This is a genomic window from Serratia grimesii NBRC 13537, from assembly GCF_001590905.1.
Taxonomy (GTDB): domain Bacteria; phylum Pseudomonadota; class Gammaproteobacteria; order Enterobacterales; family Enterobacteriaceae; genus Serratia; species Serratia grimesii.
Map to the genome: position 1 here is coordinate 254454 of NZ_BCTT01000010.1, position 16248 is coordinate 270701.

15 protein-coding genes are annotated in these 16248 nt (G+C 50.9%); 4 read left to right on the forward strand and 11 right to left on the reverse strand.

Annotated features, from left to right (window positions below):
* Window positions 1–420: 420 nt before the first annotated feature.
* The 3 genes from ychF (at window position 421) to SGR01S_RS12975 (ending at window position 2736) form a co-directional block, all read left to right on the forward strand.
* Window positions 421–1512: a redox-regulated ATPase YchF gene (ychF, locus tag SGR01S_RS12965; RefSeq protein WP_037420446.1), complete on the forward strand. Its 1092-nt coding sequence runs from the start codon at window positions 421–423 to the stop codon at window positions 1510–1512.
* Between the two features lie 124 nt (window positions 1513–1636).
* Window positions 1637–2176, forward strand: a complete 540-nt coding sequence (locus tag SGR01S_RS12970; RefSeq protein ID WP_037420428.1) for a dihydrofolate reductase family protein — start codon at window positions 1637–1639, stop codon at window positions 2174–2176.
* Window positions 2173–2736, forward strand: a complete 564-nt coding sequence (locus tag SGR01S_RS12975; RefSeq protein WP_037420426.1) for a TetR/AcrR family transcriptional regulator — start codon at window positions 2173–2175, stop codon at window positions 2734–2736. Before SGR01S_RS12970 ends, SGR01S_RS12975 begins: the two co-directional genes overlap by 4 nt.
* On the opposite strand, the gene SGR01S_RS12980 is transcribed toward SGR01S_RS12975, so the two are convergent.
* The 11 genes from SGR01S_RS12980 to ebgR form a co-directional block, all read right to left on the reverse strand.
* A complete protein-coding gene (locus SGR01S_RS12980) occupies window positions 2722–3315 on the reverse strand; it encodes an ATP-dependent Clp protease proteolytic subunit (protein WP_037420423.1) in 594 nt (197 codons plus the stop codon). The two genes, SGR01S_RS12975 and SGR01S_RS12980, sit on opposite strands and share 15 nt — an antisense overlap.
* A gap of 41 nt (window positions 3316–3356) precedes the next feature.
* Window positions 3357–3695, reverse strand: a complete 339-nt coding sequence (locus SGR01S_RS12985) for an SRPBCC family protein (RefSeq protein ID WP_061807636.1) — start codon at window positions 3693–3695, stop codon at window positions 3357–3359.
* Window positions 3692–4006, reverse strand: a complete 315-nt coding sequence (locus SGR01S_RS12990) for an ArsR/SmtB family transcription factor (protein ID WP_037420417.1) — start codon at window positions 4004–4006, stop codon at window positions 3692–3694. Before SGR01S_RS12990 ends, SGR01S_RS12985 begins: the two co-directional genes overlap by 4 nt.
* 53 nt (window positions 4007–4059) lie before the next feature.
* Window positions 4060–4533, reverse strand: coding sequence for a DUF1097 domain-containing protein (locus SGR01S_RS12995; protein ID WP_061807637.1), 474 nt, complete (start codon window positions 4531–4533; stop codon window positions 4060–4062).
* Window positions 4530–5801 (reverse strand): NupC/NupG family nucleoside CNT transporter, encoded by a 1272-nt coding sequence (locus tag SGR01S_RS13000; protein WP_037420411.1) that lies wholly within the window; start codon window positions 5799–5801, stop codon window positions 4530–4532. Before SGR01S_RS13000 ends, SGR01S_RS12995 begins: the two co-directional genes overlap by 4 nt.
* A 173-nt stretch (window positions 5802–5974) precedes the next feature.
* Window positions 5975–6913, reverse strand: a complete 939-nt coding sequence (locus tag SGR01S_RS13005) for a pseudouridine-5'-phosphate glycosidase (protein WP_037420408.1) — start codon at window positions 6911–6913, stop codon at window positions 5975–5977.
* Window positions 6910–8001 (reverse strand): PfkB family carbohydrate kinase, encoded by a 1092-nt coding sequence (locus SGR01S_RS13010; protein WP_255212225.1) that lies wholly within the window; start codon window positions 7999–8001, stop codon window positions 6910–6912. Before SGR01S_RS13010 ends, SGR01S_RS13005 begins: the two co-directional genes overlap by 4 nt.
* 438 nt (window positions 8002–8439) lie before the next feature.
* Complete coding sequence (locus tag SGR01S_RS13015) at window positions 8440–9936, reverse strand: amino acid permease (RefSeq protein WP_061807639.1); 1497 nt, start codon at window positions 9934–9936, stop codon at window positions 8440–8442.
* A gap of 100 nt (window positions 9937–10036) precedes the next feature.
* Complete coding sequence (locus SGR01S_RS13020) at window positions 10037–10489, reverse strand: beta-galactosidase subunit beta (RefSeq protein WP_037420399.1); 453 nt, start codon at window positions 10487–10489, stop codon at window positions 10037–10039.
* Entirely contained in the window at window positions 10486–13581 is a 3096-nt protein-coding gene (gene ebgA / locus SGR01S_RS13025) for a beta-galactosidase subunit alpha (protein WP_061807640.1), read from the reverse strand. Before ebgA ends, SGR01S_RS13020 begins: the two co-directional genes overlap by 4 nt.
* A gap of 186 nt (window positions 13582–13767) precedes the next feature.
* Window positions 13768–14748 (reverse strand): transcriptional regulator EbgR, encoded by a 981-nt coding sequence (gene ebgR, locus SGR01S_RS13030; protein ID WP_061807641.1) that lies wholly within the window; start codon window positions 14746–14748, stop codon window positions 13768–13770.
* Window positions 14749–15213: 465 nt separating this feature from the next.
* On the opposite strand from ebgR, the gene ygjJ reads away from it, so the two are divergent.
* On the forward strand, window positions 15214–16239 hold the full coding sequence (gene ygjJ / locus SGR01S_RS13035) for a protein YgjJ (protein WP_255212232.1): 1026 nt from the start codon (window positions 15214–15216) through the stop codon (window positions 16237–16239).
* Window positions 16240–16248: the final 9 nt, after the last annotated feature.

The window sequence follows — 16248 nt, forward strand, 5'->3', positions numbered from 1 at the left end:
ACTATTTTTATAAATGATATATGAATGGTTCTATTAACCAACTGGTCGAATTATTAAATTTAAAAATAACGAACCAAAGATAAATACAATAGCGCGCGGTAATAGTTCAATGCGCCGGAAACAGCACATTCTGCAAGCCCCATATATGTAAATTAAGGTCCATCAACAATGCGTAACAAGCTTGGTACCGCCAACAAAACCGGTGACAAGCACCCTGTTCAGCCAGATTCCAGGTGAAAAAACCGGCTCGACGTGTTCAAACATCAATAACTCACCGGCTGCGCCAGCACATTTCCCTTAGATACACAGCCAGATCGAGAAAAACGGCCATTACGTGTATAATGGCGCCATTATTTCGTCCTTTATGCAGTGGGTTAAACCTAACCGGCTGATAGTTAAGATATTTAAGGTGATAACAACATGGGATTCAAATGCGGTATCGTCGGCCTGCCTAACGTAGGCAAATCCACCCTGTTCAACGCGTTGACCAAAGCGGGTATCGAAGCAGCCAACTTCCCGTTCTGTACCATTGAACCTAACACCGGTGTGGTACCGATGCCCGATCCGCGTCTGGACCAACTGGCCGAGATCGTTAAGCCACAGCGCATCCTGCCAACCACCATGGAATTCGTTGACATCGCTGGCCTGGTTAAAGGCGCGTCCAAAGGTGAAGGCCTGGGCAACCAATTCCTGACCAACATCCGCGAAACAGAAGCGATCGGCCATGTGGTTCGTTGCTTTGAAAATGACAACATCATTCACGTTAACAACAAAGTTGACCCGGCTGACGACATTGACGTCATCAACACCGAGCTGGCACTGTCGGATCTCGACACGTGCGAACGTGCTATTCACCGTGTGCAGAAAAAAGCTAAAGGCGGCGACAAAGACGCGAAAGCCGAACTGGCCGCACTGGAAAAATGCCTGCCACAGCTGGAAAACGCCGGTATGCTGCGTGCGCTGGACCTGACCGAAGAAGATAAAGCGGCAATCCGCTACCTGAGCTTCCTGACGCTCAAGCCAACCATGTATATCGCCAACGTCAACGAAGATGGCTTCGAGAACAACCCATACCTGGATAAAGTGCGTGAAATCGCCGCCGGTGAAGGTTCTGTCGTGGTTGCCGTGTGTGCTGCTGTGGAATCAGATATCGCCGAGCTGGATGACGAAGACCGTGCAGAATTCATGGCAGAACTGGGCCTGGAAGAGCCGGGTCTGAACCGTGTTATCCGCGCTGGTTATGAACTGCTGAACCTGCAAACCTACTTCACCGCTGGTGTGAAAGAAGTCCGCGCCTGGACCATCCCTGTTGGCGCTACCGCACCGCAGGCAGCCGGTAAGATCCACACCGACTTCGAGAAAGGCTTCATCCGCGCACAAACCATCGCGTTTGAAGACTTCATCACCTACAAAGGTGAACAAGGTGCTAAAGAAGCCGGCAAGATGCGTTCAGAAGGTAAAGATTACATCGTTAAAGATGGCGACGTGATGAACTTCTTGTTTAACGTCTAAACCTCGTCTTCTGAAGCAGACTCTAAAATCCACGCCCCGGCGTGGATTTTTTGTTTTATGCGGTGCTGTTGATTTTGGGCCATGTCAACGCAATAATATACAGCGTATAAATATGGAGCATTCAATGGTTACTGCACACGTTTTCATCGCCACCAGTCTGGATGGTTTTATCGCGCGGCAGGATGGCGACATCGACTGGTTATTGCAACGCGACACATCTGCCGAAGACCATGGCTTTAATGCCTTTATCGCTGACAAAGACATGATCCTGATGGGGAGAGGGACGTATGAAAAAGTACTCACCTTCGATAGCTGGCCGTATGACCTCCCGGTACTCGTACTGTCCAAACAACTGGCCAATGAACCGGTTCCTCTGGCATTGGAAGGAAAAGTCCGGTTTTCCAACCTCACGCCAAAGCATGCTCTTGAGCAGTTGGCTACGCAGAATGTGCATCACGTCTATGTTGATGGCGGGCAATTAATACAGTCCTTTCTGCGCGAGGGGCTGGTTAGCGATATGATGATCACCAAGGTTCCCGTACTGCTTGGTTCTGGCAGGCCTCTGTTTGGCTCACTGCAACATGACATTGATTTAAAATTACTGTCGAGCCGAAGCTTCCCTTCGGGCCTGGTGCAATCCCACTATCAGATATTGCCCCAATGACCCGTCCACGCGGGCGTCCGACCAACGGAAAAGGAGTAACACGGGAGAATATTCTGGATTGCGCTCTTGGCCTGCTGGATGAAAGTAGCGGACAAGGGTTGACGATGCGTGCCCTCGCCACTCGGCTGGGCGTCACGCCGATGAGCCTGTATCACCATATTGGTGATCTGGCCGGGCTGCTGCGAGCTTTGTCCGATCGCGTTTATGCCGAAGCCCTGGAGGGTTTGAGCGAATCGGATGATCCACGGACAGAAATTCGAACATTGCTCACTCGCTATCACCGCGCAGTTGGCTACCATCCCCAACTCACGCTGGCAATCTTTGCCACGCCAGAGGCCTTTGCCGGGGTCACCCGTCAGATTACCGATCGCCTTACGGCCTTGCTGGCTGAAATGACGACAGAGCCTCTACAGTGGCGCGATATTTTGATTGATCATGCCCATGGCAGTGGTTTGGCCCTTGTCGCGGTGCGGGGAGACTCCCTACAGGCGCAGAGTCTGCAAGAACAGTATCTGCAGGCCCTTGATCGTCTGCTGGCCAGCTTGTCATCGCGCCCGTAACACCTTATCCACCAGCCCCCACTCTGCCGCTTCATCGGCACTCATGAAGCGGTCGCGATCAAGTGCACGCTCGACCTCTTCGTAGCTGCGGCCGCAATGTTCGGCGTACAGGCGGATCACGGTATGCTTGGTGCGTTTCATCTCTTCAGCATGAATGAGGATATCCGACGCTTGCCCCTGGAAACCACCCAACGGCTGATGCACATGCAGGCTGGCATTGGGCAGCGCCATGCGATGCCCAGCCTCCCCGGCCATCAGCAGGAAGGACCCCATCGAACGTGCGGTGCCCATACACAGGGTATGTACCGGCGCATTGATGTAATTCATGGTGTCATAGATGGCAAAGCCGCTGGTGATCACCCCACCAGGCGAATTGATGTAAAGGTGAATCGGCTTCTCCGGGTTTTCGGCTTCCAGAAACAGCAACTGGGCGCAGAGCATTTCGGCCACCTGATCGTTAACCTCGCCGTTCAGGAAAACAATACGGTCACGCAACAACCGCGAATAAATATCGAAGGAGCGTTCTCCTTGACTGGTCTGTTCGATCACCATAGGGACGAGCAGCATCGATTCACGCATAGGTGAACTCCTGTTTTCAGATTGGAATGATGAGTTGAGCGTCAGGCGGCGCGCATCAGGTGCCGCCCACTATCGTTCGCCGCCGTTAGCCGGGCGTCGTCCAACCGGTGAATAACGCGTAACAGACTGCCACCACCAGCGGTGGGAAGTATTTGTAGGGTCACGGTGCTTTCGAAGAACGGTGCCTGGTCATCACGCATCCGGTAACTGATTTCTGTGCCCAGCTTCACCACGACAGGCACAGCATCGGCCAGCACCGCACTTGGTAACCATTGTTCGCGCAATGCAGGGATGCCAATAGCCCGCCAGACTTTCTCTGCCGGTGCATCGAGTTGATATTCCAGCACCAATGGCTGCAGCTTGGTATCAGTCGGATTCATTGATCCATATCCTTAAGCAAAATATTTAGCTTTTCGATGCGGGCTGGCCAGAAGGCACGGTATTTATCCAGCCACTGGGCTATCAGTGCCAGGCCCTGTGGATCCACCTGATAATTGACGAAACGCCCCTGTCGCACCTCCCCCACCAAACCAGCCTGTCGCAGCACCGCCAAGTGCTGCGACATCGCAGATTGGCTGATGACCATACCTTCGCGCAAGGCACTGGCATTCATGCTGCCCGCAGCCAGTTTTTCGAATATGGAACGGCGGGTTGGATCCGCCAGCGCCTTAAAGATGTCATTTTCATTCATTACTACACATTAGTACTCACTTATCTAACGTGCAAGTTTATAGGGGCAGATAATCACTGACGCTTCAAAGCAAGATACTGACTGGTCGCCAGCCACTGGCCACTGGTCTGCATCAAAAAGCCCATTATGCCTCCCAGGATCAAGGCCTCAACCACCGCCACCCCATTGTCGGAAGAACCAAACATTGCACAGGCCCCCATAAAACTGCCGGGGATAAAACCCAACAGCGGCAAGCGGGCTTGCACACACATGGCAAATGAAATCAAACCGGTCAGAATGCCGCCCAACATGCTGCCAGCCGGTGCCGCTAACAAAATGGCACCGGCCGCCCATAATGCGCCGCTGATATTGGCCGCCATCCCACGCAGCAATCCGCCCAGCCCTTTATGCGGAATGGCAAAATAGGTCGTGCAACCCAAAAAGCCGATCCAGCTTGCCAACTGCAGCGTCTCCGCCAGCCAAGCCCAACAGCCGGATAGCACCCCGGTGCTCAACGCAAGGCAGAACCCCAGTCTGAGAGGACTCATAACGGCACGGTCAAGGCGCCAAGACCGATAAACAACCCGGCGATAGTGGCACTCATCAGGTTTGATAACGTCGCCGCCAATAAAGCGCGCAGGCCCAGGCTAGCAATATCCGAAGCTCGTTCTGGCGCCACCGCGCTGAATGCCCCAACCACCACGGCGATCGAACCAAAATTGGCAAAGCCGCACAGCGCGAAGGAAATCACAGCGATAGTCTTGGGATCCAGCACTGCAACCGTGTCTTTAAGGTAGGTTGAAAAATTTACGTAAGCGACGAATTCATTGATCGCCAGCTTCTGCCCAATCAGACCGCCAACCAATCCTGCGCTGTCCCAGTTAACCCCCATGATGTAAGCCAACGGCGAGAACAGATAACCGAACAGCCTTTCCAGGCTCATGTGTTCCCATCCCAGCAAATCCCCCACACCGCCGATCAGACCATTAATCAGCGCAATTAACGCAACGAACGCCATCACCACGGTGGCAACACCCACCGCAATTTTTAGCCCGAGCATTGCCCCGCTCGCGGCAGCTTCAATAATACTTGCCGGACGTTTCTCACTAAATGACATCTGGCTGAACTCGACCTGCGACACTTCGGTTGCCGGGCTCAGCATCCGCGCGAACAAAATCCCACCGGGGATCGCCATCAATGAGGCCGCCAGTAAATATTCAATCGGTACGCCCAGGCCAGCGTAACCCACCAACATCGATCCGGCGATCGACGCCATTCCACTGCAAATCACGGTAAACAGCTCATTGCGGCTCATCTTGTTAATAAAAGGCTTTAGTACTGCGGGCAGCTCATTTTGCCCCAAAAAGATGGTGGTCACCGCGGCAAAAGCTTCAACTTTGCTAATCCGTAGCATCTTCTGGAAAACATAACCCAGCAGGTTAATCACCCACCCCATCACACCCAGGTAATAAAGAATAGCGATCAGCGCAGTAATAAAAATAATTGCTGGTAGAACATGGAAAGCAAAAACAAAACCGGCGCCATCAAACAAGACATTCATTTTCGGCCCAACCAAGCCGCCAAAAATAAATGCGCTGCCCGCATCGCTGTACGAGATAACTTTATTGACCCCACCGGCAATCGCATTAATCACCCACTTACCGGCGGGGATGTATAACATTATCGCACCGAGTAACACTTGCAGGATTAATGCACTGCCTACGGTTCTCAGACTGATTCTTTTTCGGTTGTTGGAAAAAACAAAAGCAATAAGGAGAAGAATACAGATACCTAAAAGGCTGCGTAATAAGTCCATAAATCCATCCCTTTATACCCGTCATATTTCAAGCCGTGGCGTAAAATCCTGTGGGTATGTAAATTTACCTACCTGAAAGGTGAAAAATGAAAAAGCACTCCCCTCCACCTTTCAGGCAGGCGTTTTTATTTAATATTGTTTATAGGGTAAAACTTAAGGAGTAACGCGTCGTTTTAGGCAGCTTCTTCCTGATAACAGCAAGCGATCTGCGCTGCCAATTTGGCGTTGTTGAACACCAGTTGGATATTGGCGGTCAGGCTGTCACCACCGGTCAATTCCGCTACCCGAGCCAGTAAAAATGGTGTGCTGTCCTTACCCTGAACGCCCTGTTCAACCGATTCACGCACGGCCCGCTCAATGGCGGCATTAATTTTATCTTCCGGCACCGCATACTGCGCTGGGATCGGGTTGGCAATCACCATGCCCCCCTCCAGGCCCGTCTGCCACTTGGTTGCCATAGCCCGGGCAATCTCCGCCGGAGCATCCAACTGAATACTCACGCTGAAAGGACTGGTGCGACAAAAGAACGCCGGCAACGTTGATGTCTGGTAACCAATCAGCGGTACACCATGCGTTTCAAGGTATTCGGTCGTCAGTCCTAAATCTAAAATGGACTTAGCGCCAGCGCAGATCACCGCAACGTTGGTTCGTGCCAACTCCTGAAGATCCGCTGAGATATCAAAGGTATGTTCTGCACCACGATGCACCCCGCCAATACCACCGGTAGCAAAAACGTGGATACCTGCCATCTCAGCGATAATCATGGTGGAGGCCACCGTGGTCGCACCGTGTTTACCGGCAGCCACGATAAAAGGCAGATCACGACGGCTCACTTTCGCCACCTTATGGCCTTCTTTGCCCAACAGTTCGATCTCCTCTCGGGTTAACCCCGCTTTCATGCGGCCATTGATAATGGCAATAGTGGCAGGCACCGCGCCGTTATCACGGATCTTTTGTTCAACTTCCAGAGCAGTCTGCGCGTTTTGCGGGTACGGCATACCGTGAGAAATGATGGTCGACTCCAGAGCCACAACCGGGCGCTTATGGGCCAAAGCCTCGGCAACCTCCGGTGAAATATCCAGATAGTCATGGGAAATAAGGGTGTTTTTCATGATTGTAGCTCCAACAGTTTTTGAACGCTGCCATTCGACAGATTAGGGTTATTGGTGAATTCGCAAGAAAGTGTTAATGCCGAGCAGCCCTGTGCAAAACGAATACTGTCTGCCAGCGTCATATCTTCCAGCCAGCAGTGGGCCAGCCCCGCCATCATGGCGTCCCCGGCACCGGTCACATTGACGATGTTGACGGCCAATGGCTGCGACCAGCCGTTTTGCCCATCAATTTCGCTGTAATAAACGCCAGCGGGTCCCATGCTGAGTGCCAGTCGCTGCACCCCTTGTTGATGGAACCATTGGGCCACTGGCGGTGCATCCTGAGGACCGTGAATAGCCATGCCGCTGAGCATCTCGGCTTCGAGGCGGTTAGGTTTGAGCGTATGAATATGCGAGAGCCAACGGCGGATTTTGGGCGCTTTAAATGCCGACACGGTGTCAACGAATACCGGTACGCTGCCGGAATGACCGAATAACCAAGCCAGTGCGTCCTCCGTAAGATTGCAATCAACCACTAACACACCCGCATGCTGGATCAGATCTTTAGAGGTGGCTAATAATGCCGGCGTGAGTTTTTCGAGGATCCGCATGTCATTAATGGCTACCAGCATTTCGCCACGGTTATCGAGCAAAGAGACATAGGTGGACGTATTTTCACCGTGCAACTTGTGGAAGCCGTCAACATGTACACCCGCCAGTTTTGCCTGTTCAAATAAGGTTTCGCCATAGAAATCGTCACCGACAACGGAAATAAGGTGGCATTCTTGACCTAACAACGCGACATTCTGCGCAATATTTCTGCCCACACCGCCGGGCGTACATTTTATTTTCCCTGGATTAGAATCTTCATAAACTAATTTAGATGAGGAATAGCCACAGACGTCCATATTTGTCGAACCGACGGTCACCACATAACTGTGCTCCGACAAGATATAACCCTTACCTTTTATATATCCTTTATTCATTAAATTCATAATGTGCCCGGCAACACCAGAGCGGCTAATACCTAAAACATCGGCAATTTCCTGCTGTGGGATCAAAGGATCACGTCTCAGAAGATGCAATATCTGTTTTTCTCTGCTGGTCATATTGGACACTTGTTTGTTTTTAAACATGAGTTTGTTTTATAACGACCATGAAAATCAGTAAAGTGAGATTGATATCTTTAGCGAGGATTTGGGAAGGCGATCGTAAGGCGCATGAATAGTGTTTCAGCAGTAATTTTGTGATAAACATCAAATTATAAATGCGGTTTCAGTGATTAAAAACAGCCGAAAATAAACACTGGCCATAACACAGCATTTTATTCTTATAATAATCTTAGAAAAACAAATGGATAGCTCTTTGAGCTTTTAAACCTAACATTTGTTTGGTTGGAAGAGTTTTGTCGGTTTGTGGTGCAGCATGAACAAAAGCCATCCCGCAGAAAAGAGATGGCTTTCACATTTGTACGGAAACCAGAACAGCAGCCTAAAATCTCAGTCGTTATTTACTGCCCCTCAGCAAACGCCGAAGGGCATGGATAATCACAATGACAAGGTACTGCAACCCAGATCCCCACTGAGGTTCTTTTTACCGTCCTGCGACTCAAGCGCAATCTTCGCTAACGGCGTATCCTCATCATAGCGAGCTTGAGCACTCAGACTCTTCGCATAGCGGTTATATTTCCACCAGGCGTAACCGAGGAATATCACCAGCCCACCCACGTTATAAAACACAATGGTCATGATGCTGGCGCCGGTAGGGAATGTTGAGGCGACAAAACCCACAGCAAAAATAACGATCAGCGTGCTGACAATCGCAATCCCCTGCAATCGTGACCCCATTTTGAAGTCACGCTGCACACGGTCGTACTTTAAGCGCAGGTTCAGGTAAGCCAACATAATGAACAGCGGCGGCAACATCGATGCGGCAGCTGTCATATTTATCAACGTATTCATTAATTCCTGCACGCTGTCAGAACCCAGCGTCGGGATCAGCATCAACGGGATCACGATAAAGAATTGCAACCAAGCTGCGCGAGTCGGGACGCCATGCTTATTCAGCCGAATAGTTTTCTCACCGAAGATACCTTTAGGGATCTCGGTAAAGAAGATTTTCACCGGCGCAGCGGTCCACATCAGCAATGAACCGAACATAGCGGTAAAGGAAACCAGGCCAACAAAGCGGTTCATCAGCACGACTGGCAGACCAAAGTGCGCCGACAACCCTTCAAATACTTGCACCGTGCCGCCAGTAAAGTGCAAGTCTGCACGGCTTACAAACACGTTAAGTAGTAAGGATGATACGGAATACAGCACGCCGATAACCAGCCCGGAAATGATGATCACTTTCACAAAGGAGCGGCTGCCGCCCTTCACGTCATTCACATACACCGCAACGGACTCTGCCCCACCCGCCGCCTGGAAAATCCATGCGGTAATCCCCAGGAAGGCCCAGTTAAAGTTTGGTGTAATGGCTTCAACCGTGATGGGGTTCGCCGGCTCGATACCGCCGACCACGGCCGCCCCGGCCAGGATGATGTAGGAGAATGTCAGCAACAGCATCAACGAAGATGTCACAGACGTCATCGGCCCTAACAGTTTGGCACCGCTGTTAGAGATATAGGTCGAGAATGCAAACAGGAAGATACTGATGATCGAGGTCGTTAATGGCGTAAAGACATAGTCATAGCCGAGGAACGCGTAAGACGCATAAGCGATTACCCTCGGCAGCAACGCGGTAAAGAAAAACAGATTCACAAACCAATAGGTATAGGCCGTCATAAACGCCCAACGCCCGCCCAGGGCGCTTTTTACCCACGCATACACGCCAGCTTCAGAGTTTTTATTCAGAGAAACGAACTCCGCAATGATCAAACAAAACGGAATAAAATAGATGATGGTCGCCACCAAGAATACCGGTGCCGACGCAATACCAAGCTGGATATTATTATTAATTACGTTATTGAAGCTGAACACTGCCGCGAACGTCATTGCCAGCAACCCGAACTTGCCGATAGTATTTCTATTCGACACAGCCATAGACACTCTCCGAAATATGTAGGGTACTTATACCCGTCGTCTTTCAAGCTGCAGCATTATTGCCAGCAGCTTGAAAGCTATGGGGTTTATTTTTATTCAACTATTTGTTAACGAAATAGCTGTCTTCTATAGTCACTTTTAAAATGACTTTTTTTACCTGGTTACTTTCTTTAAATCGGTGAGCCTGATGGTTATCAAAGATAACGACGTTGCCTTGCCCTACGCGATGTGTTTCACCCTGCCCACTGAAAAACTCACGATCGGTTTCATCCTGATAGGCCACCACCGAAGTCAGCACGCTTTTATCAGCAACTTCGATCGTTTCCTGTCCGGCAAGGTAATAGTGCAGATCAAAATAACGACGATTCCCCTCCAACCAGCCATGCTGCTGGCCTGGGCCAGACGCCAGCCGATAAACCAGTGAATCGCCAACCGAATAAAAAACATTCGGCTCGATACGTTCGATATTGTTAATGGCCTCCATACAGCGCTGCCATTTTTTCCCTGCACGATAAATAAGCTGAAACTCGGCTAATGATTCGATAATAATCATGAGTTCACCTTTTCTGACTGAGCGTTATTACTGACTGGCGCGAAATGATATTCGGCAAGCGTTGCACCATCGGTTTCTTGTTGGTTAAAGGGCACCAGCGTAAAGCCGTAGCTGAATGGCGACAGGTAAACTCGATACGAATCCAGCACCTCTGAACCCCAGGAATTGGAACCCAGCCCCAAAATTTGATCGTCGAGGTTTAACGTCAGGTAGTCGCTTTCTTGCAGTTCGTTAATATGCTGAGCCTGATGCAGCATCTCGGCGCTGTAGGGCCACAGGCTGAAATTGATTGGTCGTCGTGGCTGGATAAAGATCCCGTTGCCGTTGCCATCCTGTAGGCTTAGCCAACGTACCTCTTGACGATTGCCGTTATCCTGCGGGAATGGATAGTGCTCAAACAGCTCGCCAACCTGTTGTTGGTAATGGCCGATAAGATTGGCCTTACAGCTATCCGCGTAGTTTTCACCTGGACCGCGACCGTAATACACCACCTGTTCAAAGCGGCGGCTAAGACCAAAGTCCAAGCCGATTTTTGGAATGACCTGCTGGAAATCGCCATAAGGCGTCCCTGACAGATCCAGACTGACATGACCTTGTGGCGAGATCTGCCAGCGGTAACGGCAGCGCATGCCAAAATCAAATACCGGTGGTGCAATCAACGTTTGAACGTCGATCACAATGTCATTGCCCTGCTGTTCCCAATGCAGGCTTCGGAAATGGTGCTGCATGATCTGCAAATGGTTCGGCAACCAGATGCCTTCGTATTCCTGTTTGTGGTTGTCGATGACCGGCTTGAAGAAAGACAGGTGCGGTGCACGTCCCACCACTTCGTCCCCGGCGACACGCCACGACTGGAGTTCACCGTTCAAGCGCGAGAATGTCAGACTGAAGTTTTCGCCAGTGATAACAACTTGGTGGTTTTCATCTTTGCATTGCAACGCAGAAGCACGATCGCCCGCCGGTGGTAGGTTGAGTGACGCAGTGGTAGGTTGCAACAAATGCTGATATTGCCCCAACAATTCCCCACTTTCGCTGTAACGGGTTGCGCTGTCTTTATAAACGGCGATATCAATGAAGGTTTCTTGTCTGCCCAGTACCACGTCAGGAAGATGAACCTCTTCGGATTCACCTGGTTGTAAATGAGGCAGTTTAATCTCGTGACTGGCCAGTTGTTGACCACCGGCCTTAATGCTGACCTTCAGCGTAATATCCGCAAGCGAACTGAACCAATAGCGGTTTTTAACCCGCAGTACCGGCTTCATTTCACCCACGCCACTCACCTCTACCGGGCATAGAACCTGCTTGTATTCACGTAAGCCAGGGCCGGGACGCTGGTCTGGGTAGATCAGTCCATCCATGCAGAAGTTGTAGTTATTCGGATAATCGCCGTAATCACCGCCGTACTGATAACGTTCACGCCCTTGTTCGTCATGGCTCAGTAATCCGTGATCGCACCACTCCCAGATGTAATGCCCCTGAAGACTGGCATGGCGGTTAAACACTGACTGATACTCGAACAAGCCGCCCGGTCCGTTCCCCATCGCATGAGCGTATTCACACAGAATGCGTGGTTTGGCATGAGGATATTCACCAAACGCATTCATCATCGCCACGCGGGAATACATGGTGCTGATCACGTCGACCACTTCCGCATCCCGGTCTTCTTCGTAATGCACCAATCGGGTGGCATCGAGTGCCTTACAACGTTTGGCCATAGCGCGGATGTTGCAGCCATAACCCGATTCATTACCCAATGACCAGATGATGATTGAAGGGTGGTTTTTCTGTGCCATCACATGGCGTTCAATACGCTCGACGTAGGCATTTTCCCAACGTGGATCGTCGGTGATACGGCTAATATCACCCACGTTGGCGAAACCGTGGCTTTCCAGATCGGTTTCGGCCATCACAAAGAGGCCGTAGATGTCGCACAACTCGTAAAAACGGGGATCGTTCGGGTAATGCGCGGTTCGCACTGAGTTAATGTTGTGCTGTTTCATCAACACAATGTCACGTTCAACCCTTGCCATATCCACGGCACGTCCCTTGCGGTGATCGTGATCATGGCGGTTAACACCATGTAGTTTTAGATAACGTCCGTTGACGTAGAATAATCCGTCACGCACGCTGATCTCACGGAATCCCACCCGCTGCGGCACTACTGACAACAGATTTCCGCTGTTGTCATACAGGCTAAGCAGTAATTGGTACAGGTAGGGTTCTTCCGCATTCCACTGCTTCGGCTGACGGACCGGGATCTCAAATCGGCAATCGCTGTGCCCTTCAATATTGAGGTTGTTCACACCCTGTTCGGCAATACACGTTTCACCATCAAAAAGCTGCGCGGTCAGACGGTAACCCGCCGCCACTTTCTGCCCAAGCGTGTGCAGCCCAACGTCTACCGCCAGAATCGCATCGCAATACTGCTCATCGAAGGTCGTGATTATCCGGAGATCATGGATGTGCGTCTGCCTCTGGCCGATCAGGTAAACATCGCGAAAAATGCCGGCCATCCACCACATATCCTGATCTTCAATATAGGTGGAGTCGGCCCACTGCATCACACGGACAGACAGCAGGTTGTCGCCTGGCTTCACATGGTCGCTGAGATCAAACTCGGCGGACAGCCGGCTACCTTTGCTGAACCCAATGTAGTGGCCATTGAGATAGACCTCAAAATAGGTTTCCACACCGTCAAACTTGATGATGACCTGCTGATTTTCCCACTCAGCATCCAGCGTGAAATGACGTTGATAGGCGCCAGTCGGGTTATTCGTTGGGACATAAGGTACATCGATCGGGAAGGGATACCCTTCGTCGGTATATTGCAGCTGACCGTGCCCTTCCATTTGCCACATGCCCGGCACGGCAATGTCACCCCATTCTGCCATTGGCTGGCTGTAGAACGCAGCCGGTACCAAATCTGGGTGCTCGAAGTAACGGAACTGCCAACGCCCACTCAGCAGTTGGAAACCCAAACTTGCGTTGCGGTCAAAACGCAATGCCTGTTCGACATCCTGATAGCTGAAGAAACTCGCTCGTGGTGGTAAGCGATTCTCTGACTGCTTTTCTATGTTTTCCCAATTATTCACGTCACGTCTCCCGACATCTTTCAATGGGAGAACGATAGTAAATATTTAGTAAAAATTACAGATCATATTTACCCAATGCCGACGGGATCACACTAAATTTTAAATATCTTTTTTAATCATGATGTTAATTTTTACTCTGGCGGGCGCCCCTGCGCTACGGCTAACGGCCAGTAACACAGGGGTTGATTACACAACGGTGGTGTCGCGTAGCTGAAGCGAACTGGGAACAAAGATAGATAAAGGGACGGTCCGCTCATCACGAATGCGCTCCGTCAACAAATTGACGGCCTGAGCACCCATGGTTTCTGACGGAATGCGAACCGTTGATAAGGCAGGGAAAATAAAGCGCGCGGTCGGGATATCGTTCACGCTGATCAGCGCAATCTGCCCAGGTACCTGAATCGAATGTTCGTGCAAAGCACGTAATACGCCGATGGCGATAGAGTCGGTTGCTACAAACAGCGCCGGAGGATAATCGGCGTTACCGCCCAGCATCTTCTTGGCACACTGGTAACCCGCTTGGCTGCTAAAATCACCGGTGTAAATATCCTTGGGCTGTACCACACTTTTCAGGCGACCATACTCCACAAACGCCTGCTCGCGTTGATCGGCAAAGGCCGGATCGTCACGCCCACCGATAAACCCAATGCGCGAGTAACCCCGTCCAATGAAGTAGTCGATCACCTTTTGGCTGATCTTGAACAAATCAACGTTGACGCAATCGAACTGCGGATCTTCAACCACGCCGTCAACGAATACCACCGGCAATTTTTGTTGGCTTAACTGCTCATACAACGCAGGCTGTGGTCGGCCAATTACCAGCAGGCCATCCGCCACGGGCAACGATTTCTCACCGTTGAAGTCATAGCAAGCCACCAGCGAAACGCCGAGTTTTTCACATTGAGTTTCTATGCCATAACGCATCGCCAGATAGTAGGGATCGTTAATCTCAATGCCCTGTTTATAGGTAAACAACGCAGCGAACGTCAGCCGATGTCCATTGTGACGCTTTGAAGGTTGAACTTTGTATTCAAGACGCTCTGCGGCTTCCAGGATTTTTTGCCGGGTTTGCGCCTTCACGCTTAGAGTGGGATCGTCATTCAGCACCCGCGAAACGGTTGCAACGGACACGTTCGCAGCTTCTGCGATTTCCTTCAGTGTGGCCATAAAGTCTCAATGGATAGACAAAAACGCTAGCTTACCGGGACAGCGCAACCAGGTATACGCCCAGATGATCCTTCCCCCCTTTTCACCCAATGAATTTTACGCTGCATCCAGACAGCCTGCGTAGCCATTCGTCAGGTATATCCCGCCATAAACGTCCTTATAGCACCCTGCCTGGCGGTCAGTGTGTCGTGATGCTACTCGCGAAGATACCGATTTCACCCTTTGTGATCAAGTTAACGATTTACTGATTTAACGATATTTTTTACTAAATATTTTACTAATATACCCTCCGTTTACCGTTCTGATTCAGGCGGTATTTTATCTCTCCCAGGGAAATGGGGCCGACCCACATTGCGTTAGCGGATTGCATTGGCAGGCCCTGCCTGCTGCACCTTCCAATAACCAAACCAGATGCGTGTCCACATGAAAATAATACTCAATAATAAAATATTACCCGCTTTACTGATGATTCTTCCGTTGAAATTATCGGCTCAGGAAACCGTAGTGCCCGCGGAACATAACGTCCTCCCCCCACCCGAGCTAACACACTCTGGCCCTACCGCCCTGCGTTTTTACGGCGAACTGGGTATTGGCGGCAGCGTCTATTTGAACGGTGAACACCAACATAAATACAGTGACGGTACCTACATCGAAGGTGGACTGGAAATCAAACACGGTCAGTGGTTCGGTCTGATCTACGGCGAAGGTTGGACTGTGCAAGCAGACCACCAGGGCAATGCCTGGACACCGGGCCACAGCTGGGGTGGTTTTGAAGGCGGCATCAACCGTTTCTACGGTGGCTACCGCACCGACGACGGCACCGAAATGATGCTTAGCATACGCAATGACTCCTCACTGGATGATTTGCAATGGTGGGCAGACTTTACCCCGGAATATGGCTATGTGATCCCTAATACCCGGGATCTCGCCTACGCGGCAAAACTACAAAACCTAACTGGAAAATTCCGCTACAGCGTAACCGCAGCGCCGGAAAGTCGCATAGATGAGAGCAAGGCACTGCTGCACTTTGGCAAATATGACCGCTATTCGGACAAATACACCTACCGCGCAATGATCAACGGTTATACGCAATACGATCTACAAGAAGGCCTGACCTTGCTAAACGGCCTGGAAATAACTGATGGCATGGGGCAACTGTATCTGCTGGGGTTGAAAGGTAACAACCTGGCCGGCCGCATCTGGCATCACACCGGCAAAGGAGATGGCAGCCACCCGGGTACAGAGTCTGGCTTGATGCTAAGTGCCATGGTTGAGGCCACCAAGGGGTTGTATTTCTCAACGGCCTACAGTTATGCCCGCCATCGCCTGGACAATGCACCGGATACCGCCACCTCTTACGCGCAAGTCGGTATTTGGTACGAGTATGCCGGCGGCAAATTCGCCACCGCACTGGACAGTAAGTTTTATATGACCAACGACAGCACCAATGCCAGCAATTCGGTGTTTTTGATGCAGTATTTTTATTGGTAACGCATAAGG